Origin of the sequence: Nocardia transvalensis NBRC 15921 (assembly GCF_000308875.1) — a bacterium.
GTDB classification, from domain to species: Bacteria; Actinomycetota; Actinomycetes; order Mycobacteriales; family Mycobacteriaceae; genus Nocardia; species Nocardia transvalensis.
In genome coordinates, this window is record NZ_BAGL01000125.1 from 57,790 (window position 1) to 71,419 (window position 13,630).

The following is a 13,630-nucleotide window of genomic DNA, read 5'->3' on the forward strand; positions in this document are numbered from 1 at the left end:
ATCCCCTCGGCCTCCGGCTGAAACACGCTGTGCGCTAAGACGTTCCGATCCGCGCCGCCGCAGCGCGAAGTACGCCCGGTGCGAGCCGGCGATGGACGGTGGCGAGCGGCGGCCACCAGATCCGTCCGAGAGGGCGGTCGTAGCGCAGGAATGTCGTGAGTGACACCTCTCCGGCGGACGTCTGTACGAGGAGATTTCCGCTCAGGAAGCCGGACGCGGCCTCGAGCCGTATCCGGTCCTCGCCGCGCTCGGTGATCCGCCAGCCCGCGACGGTATGCGGCGACCGTCCGCGGCTGAGCCGCAGCCCCAGCAGGCCACGCCAGATGAACCGTTCCGCGGTGCTGGGCACGTCCCCGAACATGGCCCGCGCCCAGCGCTCCGGCGTGGCCGCGACGTCCGTGCCGAGAGTGAACCGGTCGACATAGTCGATCGACGGTAACGAGCTGAGTGCGAGGACCGAGTCTGGTACTTCGCTGATTCCCACGGCTCTGCGCATCGCGCCCCCTGGGCCTTGCTCCACGTGACCGGATTTCGCGAGTCTCTCCGCCATGCCTGTCTCCGTTCTCATATACGGTAGCGTATATCAGACGGTAGCACTCATATACGGTGCCGTATATGGCGGAAAGGCAGGCGCACGTGGGCGTTACCCGCACGCCGCGCGAGTCGTGGGTGGAAGCGGGCCTCGCGGCCCTGGCCGAATCGGGCCCGGACGCCGTCCGCATCGAGGTCCTGGCCAAGCGCCTGGGCGTCACGAAGGGCGGCTTCTACGGAAGCTTCCCCGACCGAGCGGCGCTCCTGGACGCGATGCTCGACACATGGGAGCGCGAGAGCACCGACGACGTCCTCGACCGCATCGACCGCGAGGGCGGCGACCCGCGAACACGCGTCTACCGCGCAGGCATGCTCACCTTCTCCAACGACCGCCTGCTCCCCATCGACCTGGCCGTCCGCCAGTGGGCACGGCACGACGAGGCCGTCGCCGAACGCCTACGCCGCGTCGACGACCGGCGCATGAACCTCCTCCGCGAGGCGATCGCCACCTTCTGCGACGACCCCGACGAGATCGAGGCCCGCAGCCTCCTCGCCTTCTGCACAGCCATCGGCGAGCACTTCCTCGTCGCCGACCACGGCGACCGCACCCGCGCCGAAGTACTCGCCCGCGCCGCCGACATAATCCTCGCCCGCCCGGGCGGTGAGTGAATCCAGTTTCAGCCCTTCGGGTTTCGGGGGTCGGAAACAGCGCACGGTTCAAACGCCGACGCCGAGCCATGCCGCGAAGCCTTGAAGGCTGTCTGTGCGACGGCGTTGGGCCGCCGCGATTCCGTAGATCGTTTCGCGCACCGACGGGTGAAGTCTGGTTTGCTGGGGCGCGACTCGACGCGCCTTGTTCAGCGCAGCCAACGCTTGATCGGGCTTTCCGATCATCAGCCAGGCCCGGCTCACATCCTGCCAGTGATGCCCTGCCCGGGAACGTGCGATGGTGCCAGGGAGGGCCAGCGCCGAGCCTTCATGGGCCGCGATCCCCGGGTCGCCTGCTTCCAGCTCCACCCCGATGGCGTGGATGTCGGTGTTCGCCGGCCCGAACAGCGTTTCGTAGGACCGGGTTTCGTGCCCCAGGCGTTTCGCCACCTGTCGCGCCGCTGTGATGTGATCTCGGGCGGTATCCGGACGCCGTGCGCGTGCGGCGGCGACTGCTCCCGCCAAGTGTGCCGCACCCCGCACTGACAATTCTCCCTCGCTGGGGCCCTCGACGGTGTCGGTCACCTCGTCGACCAGGCGCAGCGCGATATGGGTGCTGTCGTGGTACATCAGCAGCCGGGTGCGAAGGATTTTTCCCAGCGCCACGTTCAGCGGATCGCCGGACCGCGCCGCTGCCCAATCGAACCGGTCGATCGATGGGACTGTGAGCGCCATATGCCCGAAGCGTCGGCACAGCCGATCGGACGCGTTGTACGCACCCGCGAGGAGTGAGTAGATCCGCGGCTCCGGGTCGATCTCCAACGCGCCGTACAGCTTTCGTATCAGAGCGGGCAAGGCTGTGAGTGCACGCCGGCTATGGCCTGCTCGGTCGGCATCGTTGACGGCGGCCAGCTCGGCACTCAATTCCTCGTATGTGCCCGGCTCGGTACCGCGCACATAGTCGCCTTCGGACAGAATCGCCCGCAGCTCGGACAGCCCTTCCAGCGGCCCGTCCGCCCCCAAGACGTCTCGGTAGGGCTGGCCCGTCAGCAGTTCCGGCTCCACGCCCAGCGTGCGGGCCGCAGCGGCCACGAGCGCCGGACTCGCTGGTCGCCGCCCTTGCTCGACCGCCCGCAGCATGCTGGTGCTGTACCGCAGCCGGTCGGCCAACTGCTGCTGTGACAGTCCGGCCAGCTTGCGCTCACGGGCAATCGCTTCGCCAGCGTGATGAAGGCTCATGTGCCCATGGTGCGCCAGTAGCACTTCTGTGTCACTCCGAGCCCCCGACCACTGCGAATCTTTAACTCAGCAGCCGTCGGTGGACCGCAGGGAACAGGAGGCACAATGCGATATCGACCTACCGCACTGGGGTGGGTAGATCCGGAAGTATCCAGCGCGCCGGTCTGGGACTGCGCACAGGTCGGGCGGCTCGCTAGGCGCCTCGGTTATCTGATCATCTGGCCCGAACCGTCGCTGATTCCTTTGATCGACCAGGTACGCGCCGCCGATGTAGACGCCGTGATCGCTCTTTCGCCCGAGCATCTCACGCCACTCGCGCTGAACGGCTTGATGACTATCGTCGATGTCGAAACGCTCTCTCCACGAATGAGTTTCGCACGCTGGGCCTTGAGCCGAGAGGTATTCCTCGGATGAGGTGGCGGCGGCGAGATCAGGTTACTGTGCAGGGAATCCGTGAGAGGACAGCGCGGGAACAGAGCGCGCTCGGATGGACTCACGACGCGCCTGTCATGTCTCTATCGGTCGATCGGGCGCACACGATTATGCAGCACCATCGGGAGTGCCGGGTCGAGGACTGCCCACGCAAGCGTGCGGCGTTCCGGGTTCTGATCGAAGCTGGACGAGTGAAGCCGGATTCGGGCCGGACCCGTTAGCCTCCCGAGTACCAGTCCAGATGCATGCTTCGGTGGGGAGAGTATGTGGAGGTCGCGTTCCTCGACGAGGACGCAGTCGGTGCTCGGAACTCCAAGACCCCTTCGGGTCCAGCGCTGATTTTTCGCCCTCGGGATAGGCAGCGGGAGTGCACAGCAGATACATCTGGTCATCCGGTCGGCGTGTTGCAGAACGGCAACACTTCCCGAGGGATACAATCGTAAACCTTTCATTCACTCGGCTAGGTATACGGTAGACATGACGAATTTCGGTTACATGTTCTTCACGTTCCGGGCGCACCGACCCCGGCAGGGCGCTACGCCCCTCGTCCTTGGCGAGCTCGACGGCATCTCCAAAGGCTTCGAAACTTCGAGCAGCAAGACCGACGCAGCCGTTACGTTATACGGCCTGCTCAATGGCCTTATCGGTCGCCGGCTCAATGAACGCCACCGACACTTGTCCGTCGCGGCAGTCGATCCTGTTGGCCGAATCATTAAATTTGCAATTGATCTCGGAACTAGCGGTCAGAATTCTGTATTTGTCGACCCTGAGTCTGATGATGAGCCAGTCTTCACCAGGCAGGATCGACATATCGAGACTAACAAACGACGTGGACTATTTGTCGTTCCTACGAGGTCGACTGTTGGCCTTCTCGCGTTAGAGTCGCTGTCGGGCTCAACAGGAAGAGAACAACTGACCAATGTGCTGAAACGTGGATTTCGTGCGCACACTGATCTCGTAATAGACTTCGATGCAGTCGTGCACGAAGAAGCGCTGAGTGCGTATCTGGCGCAGGCCAAGGTAAACGCAATAACCCTGAAAAGATCCGGCCTACCGCACGACATTGCGGAGGAGCTCGAAGTTGGTCAACCTGATGAACCCCTCGGCAGACTAGAGCTAACAATCAGCCGTGGGCGTATCGGTGAGTTCAAGCAGCAACTGGCCGAAAAGTTCCGGCGGAACAGCGACGCGCGCAGCCGCCTGCTGTCCGTAGGGGGCCTAAATTTCGACGAACTCAACGTCAAGATGCAGGTCGGTGAGCGCAATACGACGTTGTCAGTGATGGCTGACAGGATGCCGAGGTTCATTTACCACCTCTCGTCACGTGATCGCCCCAGCGACAAACGCTTCTACAGCGAGGTACTGGGCATGGTCCCCGAGGTGGCCAGGGCCTTCGGTGTAGTTGTCGGTGGGACCTGGCAGACTGGCGAGTGGTCTGAGAATGCTCTGCAGACCGAGGTCACGGTGCCGATTCAGGAGGTGCCCAATGATGGCGGATCGAGCGAGGCGTCGTAGCAAGTTCTCGACTATCGCCCTCGTCATCGACCACTACCATACCTTCCGAGATTCTCAAACGGGCTCGCGGCGCCTCCTTGACCTAGTGTCCTACCTTGGCGTTCCGGCAGGTCTGGCTCTTCTTACTGGAGCGACAGGCATGCGCGCAAGCAATATTCCGGAAGTCCTTGCCGCGGTGGCGATCTTGACTGGGTTGATCTTCAACGTCTTTGTGTTGCTGTTCGATCTCACTATGCGCGCGACTGACAAGACTGATCCCGGTCTTCGACCGATCGTCGACAGGCTAGCCGATGAACTGCGCGCTAACGTATCCTACGCCGTACTTCTCGGTCTTACTCTGACATTTATCCTCGGTGGTCTCGCGATGTTTGGCAACACCAAGCAGCCGTTGTCTGGTCCGATTACCGCTATTATAGTATTTCTAGCCGTTCAAATGTTGCTCACCATCTCAATGATCTTGAAACGAATACGTGCTCTTTACCGTGCATTTCGAACGACAGGCGGCGAAAGGATACCGTAAATCAGCTTTCCCGTTGTATTGGATCGTGAACATTCAAGCAAAGTGGCTAAACAATGGCGATACCTGGTCTATGCATTGAGGTTCACAAACCGCATTCGTCTAACATTGCAGCAGACCTAAATCGCGGTGCGGCATGAGGGCTCGAATTTTACCTCAATGTCGGCGAGCCACCTGTTGAGGTTGGCATTTGCATAAAGGAGGTAGTCTCCTGAAATTGTGCTGGACATGGTCAATAAAACCATTCCTGTGGATTCGCATCTCGTTGTCCACGAGTATTGTGGACGGTCGAAAGTGTTGTAGGTGTTTCGGTTCGGCTATGGAGCGGCGACGGCGGGGGATCCGCCGATCACCCCCTCTGCCTCCAGTTCCGAAATCTCCGGCTCGGTCAGCCCCAGACCGGTGAGGATCTCGCGGTTGTGCTGGCCGAGCAGGGGGGCGGGGGTGCGGTGGAAGCTGTGGGGCCCGGCGGAGAAGCGAGCCGGGACGGTGCTGTGGCGGGCGGTGGCGGCGACGGGGTGGTCGACCGGTTCGAAGAAGCCGCGGGACTGTAGTTGAGGGAGGTCGGCCTGGCGGTGGGGTTGCATCACCTCGGCTACGGGAACGCCTGCGTCCCACAGGGTTTGGACGATCTCGTCCGGGGTGCGGGTGGCGCACCAGACGGCGAGGTGTTCGTCGATGAGGTCGTGGTGGAGCCGGCGGCCTTCCGCGGAGCGTAGTTCGGGGGTCATGGCCCAGAACGGTTCGTCCAGGACCTCTCGCAGCTTGCGCCACTGGGTATCGGTGGCTACCGCGATGGCGACCCAGCGGTCCTCCCGGCCGAATTCGTCCGTGCCCGCGGCGCGGTAGAGGTTCTGCGGGGCGGCCTCGGGGCCGCGGTTGCCGTCGCGTTCCAGCAGGGCGCCGTAGGCGGAGTACTCGATCACCTGCTCGGCGGCCACGTTGAGCGCGGCGTCGACCATCGCAGCCTCCACCAGCGCGCCGTGCCCGGTCCGCCGCCGGTTCTCCAGCGCCAGCAACAGGCCGTTGAGGGCGTGTACGCCCGCGTTCGGATCGCCGATCGAGTAGGGCTCCAAGGGATTCCGGTCCTTGTGCCCGGTGAGCCAGGTGAGCCCGGAAGTGTCCTCGATGATGTAGGCGAAAGCCGGATTGTCGCGCCAGGGCCCGTCGAGCCCGAATCCCGGCATCCGCACCATGATCGTGTCCGGACGCAGTGCCCGCACGTCCGGATAATCCAGGCCGATCTGCTCCAGCACCCGGGGCGTGTAGTTCTCGACGATCACATCGCACGTGGCGGCCAAGCGCCGCAACAGCTCTCGGCCGCGCTCGGACCGGAAGTCCAGCGTCAGGCCCTTCTTGTTGGTGTTGAGCCCGGAGAAGATCGGCGACTTCTCCCACCACTGGTCCTCCGATACCGGCACCCCTGCGATGAGCCGGGTGCCGTCCGGCCGCCCGGCGGATTCGACGTGGATGACCTCGGCCCCCAGCATGGCGAGGAAGTGCGTGCACGACGGCCCGGCCCAGTAGGTGGTCAGGTCCAGCACGCGAAGTTCCCGGAACGGCAACGGATCCGGCGCGACCCTGGGCAGCGCGCCGCGGCGGGTCGGGCGGGCGGCGCGGTACCGGCCGGTGTGCTCGCCGAGACGGGGTGCGGGCCGCGGCTCGGCGAGCAGTGCGGGCCGGGTGCGGTAGGGCGGGCCGGGCTGATGGAATCCGTCGCGCGGATTCACCGTGAACGCCTTGCGCGCGACGTGATGGTCCATCTCGGTCGCGTTGGCGCCGTGCACGACCGGGCCGTTGGGAATGCGGAACGCCGTCGCGAGATCGCGGATCACCTCGGCCGGTTGCCCGGCGAGCCAGGCGAAGATCTCCGGCGCCTTCTCGGTGGCGCGCGCGGTGATCGACGGGGCGGTGCCCTCGTCGATCCACTCCGGATGACCCACCATGGCGCACAGGTCGAACCACTGCTGGGCGGTCCCACACCCCAACGCCACCATGCCGTCGGCCGCCGTCGCGACACCGGGCACGCTGAGCTTCCGCTCGGTGCGGAACGGGCGGCCCAGGGCGTCGAAGAACGACACCGGAAAGTAGGTGAGGCCCAGGATCTGGGTCTCCAGCATCGACAGGTCGACCAGCTCACCCGCGCTCGAACCGCGCGTGCGCAGCCGCGAGGTCATGGTGGCCGCGGACGCGTGGGCGCCCGCGAACCACTCGCCGATCCGGCCACCGACATACACCGGCGCCTGATCGGGCGCACCCCGCCCCAGCCCGACGATGCCGCCGGACCACGCCTGCAGCGTGAATTCCGTGGCCGGACGATCGCGCCACGGCCCGTCGAGGCCGAAGGGGGTGATCGCGGTGACCACCAGGTGGCGGTGGGCGCGGCGAATGGCCGCGGCGGACAACCGGGGATGATCGGTCAGGCGCGAGCCCGGCGACCACACCACGACGTCCGCCGAATCCAGCAGGGCCGAAACGAGTTCCAGGTCGGCGGGATCGTCCGGGTCGGCGACCACGCTACTCTTGCCGCCGGAGAGGAAGCTGAAAAGCGCGCCGTCGTCGTCGATCTCGGCGCCCGAGGCGGACCAGCGGCGCAGCGGATCGCCCTCCGGCGGCTCCACCTTGATCACCTCGGCGCCGCCGTCGCACAGCAGTTTGGTGCAGTACGCGCCCGCGATGCCCGTGCCGAGGTCGATCACCACGCAGTCGCGTAGCGGTAGCCCCTCCGGTCCGGCCATGTCACTCGAAGCCATTGTCTCTCACCGGCTTTCATTCCGGCTGTTTCCGGCCCGACTTACTCAGCCGGAACTCCGGGGGGAACTGCGCGTCGTTGTCCTTGACCGAATTGTTCAGCCCGCCGTCGAAGGCCGTGTCCAGCATGAGTTCGTCGTCGTCGGCGTGGATGTGGCCGCCCATCGACTCGAAGAAGCCGCTCAGCAGGCTGCCCATGTACTCGCCCTGATGCTGCTTCATGACCTCGAAGAAGATCTTCTGCATGAAGACCGTATCCGTGGGCCGGTTGCGGGCGCAGGCCAGCGCGTATTTCGCGGTCTCGGCCTCCAGGTCCGCGCGGGAGACGACCTTGTTCAGAAAGTTGCAGTCGAACATCTCCTGCGCCGAGAACGCGCGGCCGGTGAAGACCATCTCCTGAAAACGCCGCAGGCCCATGGTCTGCGCCCACGTCCACATCCGCGGCCCCCAGCCGTAGTAGCGGAAGGAGGGGTGGCCGAACAGCGCGTCGTCGGAGGAGATCACCAGATCCGCGTCGGCGGCCTGGTAGAAGTGCCACCCGTAGCAGTAGCCCTTCACCTCCACGATGCTGATCTTCTTGAACTCCTGCAGGCTGCGGCACCCGGCCTGGGCGTTGGCGTACCACTGGCTGATGGTGGCGCCGTGGCGGAAGGACTCCCGGGGCGGGTAGCGCACCTCGTCCGGGCCGATCTTGTACTCCGCCAGGCGCGGCCCCTGCGAGGGCGACTTCTGCACCTCCATGAACTCGGGAAGGTCGGCGCCGCTGCCCAGATCGTCTCCCGCGCCCCGGACCACCAGCACCTTGACCTCGTCGTCGACACTCGCGCGGTGCAGCAGGTCGGCGTAACGCAGTCGCGCCGCGATGGTGGGCGCGTTGAGCTGGTCGGGACGGTCGAAGGTGATGGTGGCGATCCGGGTCTTCGGATCCTTGTCGTAGCGGATGATCTTCTCGGCGTCCGCGGCGGCGGATGGATCGGGGTCGGGCATGTCGGATTCCTTTGCCGGAGAGTGCGAACGGCGGTCGTGCGGTCGCGGTGCGGTCAGTGCTCCCAGTGCGGCGCGGCGGTGAGCACGTCGCAGCCGTCGTCGGTGATCAGCACCGCGTCCCGGCCGAAGACCGCGCCGACGCCCTCCTGCCATACGTAGCCGGTGATCGACAGGACCATGCCGGGCTCCAGGCGTTCCGCGGTGGCGGTGGCCGGCAACCGCGGCGACACCACCGGCGGGTCGAAGCCCATGCCCAGCCCCCGCGCGACCGGCATCGACGGCAGCGGCTCGCCCGCCGCCTCGTACGCGTTCAGCAGATCGATCGCCGGTGCGCCCGGCTTGCAGGCGTCGATCAGTCTGCCCCACAGCGCATCCCGGCGGCGGTAGAGCTTCGTGGCGGCGTCGCCCGCGGCACCGGCCGGATAGGTCCGGCCGACCTCGCCGATGTATCCGTCGCCGAGGACACCGGCCGAGACCGCCACCAGATCGCCCGCGCGCACCTGGCGGTCGGCGCCGGCGCGCCGCCACGGATGCTCCTTGGAGGTCACCCAGACCGAATCCTGCGACGCCGGGGTGCTGACGCCGCCCGCGGTCATCGCCTCCAGCAGGACGCCGATCAGTCCCTGCTCGGTGCCGCCCGGCGCCAGCTCGGCCACGGTGGCGGCCAGGCCGGCCTGGGCGACCCGCAGCGTATTGCGCAGCACCGCGATCTCCTCGGCGGTCTTGATCCGCCGCGCGGTGCGCATGGCGAGCTCGCCGTCGACGAGTTCGGCGTTCGGGAACGCCAGCGGCAGCAGCTTCGCGAAACTCGGCGAGAGTGCGTCCGTGCCTACCCTTTTCGCCGTCGCCGCGCCCTCGATATCGCGCAGGACCGCGATGGTCGTCATCGGATTCCACGCGAGCCCGTAGAGGCGCTCGTGCGGGATGTCCTCGGGGATGCCCTCGTCCCAGGTGCTCAGCAGGTGCACCGCGCCGGTCTCGCGCACCACCGTGGCGACGGGACCGAACGGCCGGGTGCCGGCCACCCACAGCTGGGGCGCGCCCGCGAGGTAGCGCGCATTGGCCTGGCGGCCGAGCACGAGGATGTCCAGATCATGGGCTTTCATCTGTGCCAGTGCGCGATCGCGCCGCCCATGCCGCAGGGCGCGATCGTCGGGCACGACCTCAACGGCCATAGGGCGCGTAGGGGTAGTCGGTGAGGGCGATCGAGCCCTCCTCGGTGATCACGATGATTTCCTCGCTTCGGTAGCCGCCGGTGCCGTCCTCCCAGACCACCGGCTCCAATACCAGCACCATGTTCGGCTCGAACACGAAGTTCTCGTCGAATTCGGGACCTAGATCGGTGCCGAGCATCGGCGTTTCCGCCGCGCTGACCCCGATGCCGTGCCCGAGGTAGAAGTGCGGCAGCCAGGGTTCGGCCCCGCCGTTGGCCGCTGTCGCCGCGCGGGTCAGATCGGCCGCCGTGGCCCCCGCCTTGGTGACGTCCAGAACCGCGGTCAGGATCTCGTGCCAGCGTTCGAACTGCTTGTGCTGCCGGGCATTCGGCTCCTGGCCGACGACCCAGGTGCGGCCGAAATCGGAGCAGTAGCCGCCGTAGGTGATGCTGACGTCGGTCCACAGCACGTCCCCGGCTCGCAGCTCGCGCTCGGTGGTGAGCAGCGGCAGGGCCAGATCGCCGTGGGTGGTCCAGACGCCGTCGGCCTTGGTGTCCGGCATGACCTGCCAGATCGCCTCCAGCATGGTGGCGGTGGCGCCCAGTTCGAAGGCCTGGCGGATGAACCGCGCCGACAGGTCGATCTGGCGGCGTCCGGGCGCGAGCGCCGCCTGCACCTCGACCATCGCCTGATCGGTGATGCGGGCGGCGGTGCGGATGCAGGCGATCTCGTCGGGCGTCTTGATCAGCTTGGCCGGGCCGACCACCAGGGCGGCGTCGGACGGCGGCCCGCTCGGAAACAGCCCGGACTGCGCACGGCGCATGGCGCCGGTGCATTCGTCGACCGCTACCGTCGATCCCGAGGGGATCAGGTCGGCGAGCCGCCGCGCGAATTCCTCGACGCCCTCGTCGAATTCGAGATAGACCGGCCCGTGCAGATGATCGGCGGGCAGATCGGATTCCTCGGAGATGCCCTCCCGGAACGGCAGGAACAGGTGCGGCCACGGATCGCCCGCGACCACGACCGCGACCGGGCGTTCGACATGCGACAGGCCGGCGTCGCCGAGCGGCCAGTTGGTTCCGGTCGCGTAGACGACATTGCTGTTGTGCAGCAGGACGAGCGCGTCGACGCCCTGTTGCGCCATGCTCGCGCGCAGCCGCGCCCCGGTCTCGCGCCGCATGCGCGCGCGGTCGGGAACCTCGGGGATCACGAGCGGGGCGCTCGTAGTGGACGATGTCATCTCACAGCCCCAGGAAGTCGATGATGTTGCCGCTGACGATCTTCGCGGCGTCCTCCGGCCCGACCGCCTGCACCACACCGGCGAGCGACTTCTCGGAGTAGCCCCAGGTGCTCTCGTTGTGCGGGTAGTCCGAGGACCACATGACCCGGTCGCGGCCGATGTGATCGATGAGCGACAGGCCCAGCGGATCCACCATGAACGACGCGCGCATGTGGTTGTCCCAGTAGTGCCGCACGTCGTGCTCGATCGGGCGGTTGTACATGTGCTTGTAGGAGGCGTGCATGTGCTCGGCGTCCTGGATCGCCGACGGGACCCAGTTGATCCCGCCCTCGAACCAGCCGATGCTCAGGCCCGGATGCCGGTCGATGATGCCGCTGAAGACGTACTTGGAGAACAACTCCCGGAACGGCGCGACATTGTGCATCATGCCGACGACGACGCTGTTGACCTCGCAGGGCGCCGACAGCGGCGATTCGCCGATGTGGTGGGAGACCGGCACCCCGGACTCCTCGATCGCGTCCCACACCGGGATCATCGCGGTGCTGCCGTAGTCGATGACCTTGCCGTCGTCGTCCTTGCCCGCCGACAGCGGCAGCAGGAATGTCTTGAGCCCCAGTGATTTCAGCTCGTCGAGCGTGCGTTTGGTACCTGCCGGGTCCCACCAGTTGATCAGGCCGACGCCGTAGAAGGCGCCGCCGGAGCGCTCCTGCACGTCGGCGATGTACTCGTTGTACACGCGGAACGCCAGCTCCCGGACCTCCTTGTCCGGGTAGAACAGCAACGCCAGCAACGCGTTCGGGAACGCGAGCTCCTTGGCGATGCCGTCGGCGCGCAGATCCGCGGCCCGGGCCTCGACATTGGCGCTGCCGGACCCGTCCAGCGGGTCGTACTGCATCAGCACGCTGCTGAAATCGCCGGGCAGGAAGGACTTTCCCTTCCGCCCGATCTGATAGGCGCCGTCCTCGTACCAGATCCGGGGGGCGCGGTCCTTCATATTCTCCGGGAACCGCTCGAAGAAGATGTCCTCGGCCAGCGAGATGTGATTGTCGGCCGAGAACACCTCGGTGCCCGGGGGCAGGCCCACCGAGCCCTCGGCGTGACCACGCCGGTCCTTGGGCGGCCCGAATCCGCCGGGCGGATACAACGAAGCGCTACTGGTCGGAACCGACATCTTGACCCTCCACTGGAGCTGTTCGTTATGGGAATGAAGTTATCACAAGAGGAGAGTCACGTATACGTCAGTTGCGCCAGATACCGTTATTTGACCGAGTTGATCAGCGAGAATGTGGTTACCGTCAGAAACGGTGGAGATCAGAATCGAGTGCCGTGAGACCCTTGTCACAACGGGCCAACCAACCTACTGTATGTTCACTAGGTTTTGTCGAAGAGGGGTTTTCGTGACCACACCTCGTCCCTATGCCTCCCTGCTCGCCAAGGGCGAAGATCGCCGGCAGCGGATCCTGGGCGTAGCGCAGCGGATGCTCACCCGGAACGGCTGGCGCAGTACGACTCTGGCGCAGATCGCGCGGGAGGCGGGCGTGAGCCCGGCCGGGCTCTTACACCACTTCCAGTCCAAGGATCAGCTGCTGCACGCGGTGCTGGACGCCCGCGACGCCGCCGACGCCGCCTCCGCCGACCTGAACGGCGATCTCGTCACGGAGATCAACAAGGTGGCGGCCCGCATCGAGGCGTCTCCCGAACTGGTGGGCACCTTCGTGGTGATGCTGGTGGAGAACCTGCTGCCCGAGGCCCCGCTGCACGACCGGTTGCTCGACAGATGGAAGGTCGCCGTCGCGATCGTCGCCGACATCATCCGCCGCAACCAGCAGACCGGACGGTACCGGCCCGACCTCGATCCCGACCTGCGGGCTATCGAAATCGTCGCTTTCATCAATGGAATGGAGATCTCATGGCTGCTCGATCACTCGATCCCGCTGAGCGAGGTGTTCAACGAGTACACCAGGTCGCTGGCGCGCGACCTAAGTCCGGCCGCGGAACGATGAGGTACCGCCTGGACGTCGTCGCGACCAGCATCGTCGATGTCGTCGAGCACGCCGGCGGCTGGCTGTTCGACCGCGCGGTCGCCGGCTGGGACGTCACCGTCCTGCTCGCCGACCCGTCGGACTCCCGCCCGCTGCGCATCCTGGGCGCGGAGACGCTGGACCTGGAGACGGTCCTCGCGGCGGGCGGCCAGGGGCGGCGGCCGCACGCCCTCGCGGTGGCCTGCGAGGTGTGCTCCCTCGATCCGCGCGCCCAGCGCGGGCTGCGGAAGGCGCTGGGGGACGGCGGAATCGAGGTCGTGGTCTGGGGCGAGGGCTGGTCCGCGCCGCCGGAGCACCGGGTCGACCCGGTGCTGCACCGGCTGAGCGTGGCCGCCCAGGCATTCAAGGCCCAGGCGCTCACCGCCGCCGCGGTCCCGGCCTCGGTCGGCGCGACGGAGAGCTTCCGCAGCGGCCTGTCGGGGTTCCCGTCGATCGGCGCGGATCTCAGCCCCGTGGGGTGAAAGGTCCAAGGCCGAACTCATCGTCGGCCCACCTATTGTTTCCGGCGTGCTCTTGGCCGGAAACCTGGCGCGCAGAGGGCCGCGCCGGGCCGACTGTGTGGAGTCGGCCCGGC

General features: G+C 66.4%; 14 protein-coding genes. 7 read left to right on the forward strand and 7 right to left on the reverse strand.

The genetic code is table 11. The annotated features are described in order from the left end of the window. Positions 1-34 precede the first annotated feature (34 nt). Positions 35-568, reverse strand: coding sequence for a DUF2867 domain-containing protein (locus ON41_RS34335; protein WP_218003601.1), 534 nt, complete (start codon positions 566-568; stop codon positions 35-37). A 47-nt stretch (positions 569-615) separates the two neighbouring features. On the opposite strand from ON41_RS34335, the gene ON41_RS34340 reads away from it, so the two are divergent. Then, positions 616-1,200, forward strand: coding sequence for a TetR/AcrR family transcriptional regulator (locus ON41_RS34340; protein ID WP_040752667.1), 585 nt, complete (start codon positions 616-618; stop codon positions 1,198-1,200). Between the two features lie 48 nt (positions 1,201-1,248). Here ON41_RS34340 and ON41_RS34345 read toward each other — a convergent pair whose 3' ends face one another. After that, positions 1,249-2,418, reverse strand: a complete 1,170-nt coding sequence (locus tag ON41_RS34345) for a helix-turn-helix domain-containing protein (protein ID WP_040752668.1) — start codon at positions 2,416-2,418, stop codon at positions 1,249-1,251. Between the two features lie 105 nt (positions 2,419-2,523). Here ON41_RS34345 and ON41_RS40865 point away from each other — a divergent pair, with 105 nt between their 5' ends. The 4 genes from ON41_RS40865 (at position 2,524) to ON41_RS42040 (ending at position 4,885) form a co-directional block, all read left to right on the forward strand. After that, a complete protein-coding gene (locus tag ON41_RS40865; protein ID WP_083905835.1) occupies positions 2,524-2,832 on the forward strand; it encodes a hypothetical protein in 309 nt (102 codons plus the stop codon). 263 nt (positions 2,833-3,095) lie between these two features. Then, positions 3,096-3,293 (forward strand): DUF397 domain-containing protein, encoded by a 198-nt coding sequence (locus ON41_RS40870; protein WP_083905836.1) that lies wholly within the window; start codon positions 3,096-3,098, stop codon positions 3,291-3,293. Between the two features lie 34 nt (positions 3,294-3,327). Continuing rightward, a complete protein-coding gene (locus ON41_RS42035; RefSeq protein ID WP_157185734.1) occupies positions 3,328-4,365 on the forward strand; it encodes a hypothetical protein in 1,038 nt (345 codons plus the stop codon). 139 nt (positions 4,366-4,504) lie between these two features. Further along, positions 4,505-4,885, forward strand: coding sequence for a hypothetical protein (locus ON41_RS42040; RefSeq protein WP_157185735.1), 381 nt, complete (start codon positions 4,505-4,507; stop codon positions 4,883-4,885). 314 nt (positions 4,886-5,199) lie between these two features. Here the strand turns inward: ON41_RS42040 and ON41_RS34360 are convergent, their stop codons facing one another. Genes ON41_RS34360 through ON41_RS34380 form a run of 5 tightly spaced genes read right to left on the reverse strand, consistent with a single transcriptional unit; the run spans position 5,200 to position 12,185 of the window. Then, on the reverse strand, positions 5,200-7,635 hold the full coding sequence (locus ON41_RS34360; protein ID WP_246461589.1) for a CaiB/BaiF CoA-transferase family protein: 2,436 nt from the start codon (positions 7,633-7,635) through the stop codon (positions 5,200-5,202). Between the two features lie 16 nt (positions 7,636-7,651). Further along, on the reverse strand, positions 7,652-8,620 hold the full coding sequence (locus ON41_RS34365; RefSeq protein ID WP_040752674.1) for an enoyl-CoA hydratase/isomerase family protein: 969 nt from the start codon (positions 8,618-8,620) through the stop codon (positions 7,652-7,654). A gap of 53 nt (positions 8,621-8,673) precedes the next feature. Further along, on the reverse strand, positions 8,674-9,795 hold the full coding sequence (locus ON41_RS34370) for a M24 family metallopeptidase (protein WP_040752675.1): 1,122 nt from the start codon (positions 9,793-9,795) through the stop codon (positions 8,674-8,676). Then, complete coding sequence (locus ON41_RS34375) at positions 9,785-11,014, reverse strand: M24 family metallopeptidase (protein WP_040752677.1); 1,230 nt, start codon at positions 11,012-11,014, stop codon at positions 9,785-9,787. The genes ON41_RS34370 and ON41_RS34375 overlap by 11 nt, the downstream gene beginning before the upstream one ends. Position 11,015: 1 nt before the next feature. Then, positions 11,016-12,185: an amidohydrolase family protein gene (locus ON41_RS34380; protein ID WP_040752679.1), complete on the reverse strand. Its 1,170-nt coding sequence runs from the start codon at positions 12,183-12,185 to the stop codon at positions 11,016-11,018. A gap of 226 nt (positions 12,186-12,411) precedes the next feature. Between ON41_RS34380 and ON41_RS34385 the strand changes: the two genes are divergently transcribed. Together ON41_RS34385 and ON41_RS34390 are read left to right on the forward strand one after the other, a co-directional pair. Further along, the gene (locus tag ON41_RS34385) at positions 12,412-13,017 is read left to right on the forward strand and encodes a TetR/AcrR family transcriptional regulator (RefSeq protein WP_040752681.1); all 606 of its coding nucleotides are present in this window, start codon (positions 12,412-12,414) and stop codon (positions 13,015-13,017) included. Then, positions 13,014-13,517: a hypothetical protein gene (locus ON41_RS34390; RefSeq protein WP_040752682.1), complete on the forward strand. Its 504-nt coding sequence runs from the start codon at positions 13,014-13,016 to the stop codon at positions 13,515-13,517. The genes ON41_RS34385 and ON41_RS34390 overlap by 4 nt, the downstream gene beginning before the upstream one ends. Positions 13,518-13,630 lie beyond the last annotated feature (113 nt).

What these genes read in the sequence shown, in the direction of transcription:
- ON41_RS42040 (WP_157185735.1), top strand. Translation starts at nt 4,505, where the DNA reads ATGCGCGCAAGCAATATTCCGGAAGTCCTTGCCGCGGTGGCGATCTTG.
- ON41_RS34340 (WP_040752667.1), top strand. Translation starts at nt 616, where the DNA reads ATGGCGGAAAGGCAGGCGCACGTGGGCGTTACCCGCACGCCGCGCGAG.
- ON41_RS34390 (WP_040752682.1), top strand. Translation starts at nt 13,014, where the DNA reads ATGAGGTACCGCCTGGACGTCGTCGCGACCAGCATCGTCGATGTCGTC.
- ON41_RS34365 (WP_040752674.1), bottom strand. Translation starts at nt 8,620, where the DNA reads ATGCCCGACCCCGATCCATCCGCCGCCGCGGACGCCGAGAAGATCATC.
- ON41_RS34370 (WP_040752675.1), bottom strand. Translation starts at nt 9,795, where the DNA reads ATGGCCGTTGAGGTCGTGCCCGACGATCGCGCCCTGCGGCATGGGCGG.
- ON41_RS40865 (WP_083905835.1), top strand. Translation starts at nt 2,524, where the DNA reads ATGCGATATCGACCTACCGCACTGGGGTGGGTAGATCCGGAAGTATCC.
- ON41_RS34360 (WP_246461589.1), bottom strand. Translation starts at nt 7,635, where the DNA reads ATGGCTTCGAGTGACATGGCCGGACCGGAGGGGCTACCGCTACGCGAC.
- ON41_RS40870 (WP_083905836.1), top strand. Translation starts at nt 3,096, where the DNA reads ATGCTTCGGTGGGGAGAGTATGTGGAGGTCGCGTTCCTCGACGAGGAC.
- ON41_RS34380 (WP_040752679.1), bottom strand. Translation starts at nt 12,185, where the DNA reads ATGTCGGTTCCGACCAGTAGCGCTTCGTTGTATCCGCCCGGCGGATTC.
- ON41_RS34335 (WP_218003601.1), bottom strand. Translation starts at nt 568, where the DNA reads ATGAGAACGGAGACAGGCATGGCGGAGAGACTCGCGAAATCCGGTCAC.
- ON41_RS34345 (WP_040752668.1), bottom strand. Translation starts at nt 2,418, where the DNA reads ATGAGCCTTCATCACGCTGGCGAAGCGATTGCCCGTGAGCGCAAGCTG.
- ON41_RS34375 (WP_040752677.1), bottom strand. Translation starts at nt 11,014, where the DNA reads ATGACATCGTCCACTACGAGCGCCCCGCTCGTGATCCCCGAGGTTCCC.
- ON41_RS42035 (WP_157185734.1), top strand. Translation starts at nt 3,328, where the DNA reads ATGACGAATTTCGGTTACATGTTCTTCACGTTCCGGGCGCACCGACCC.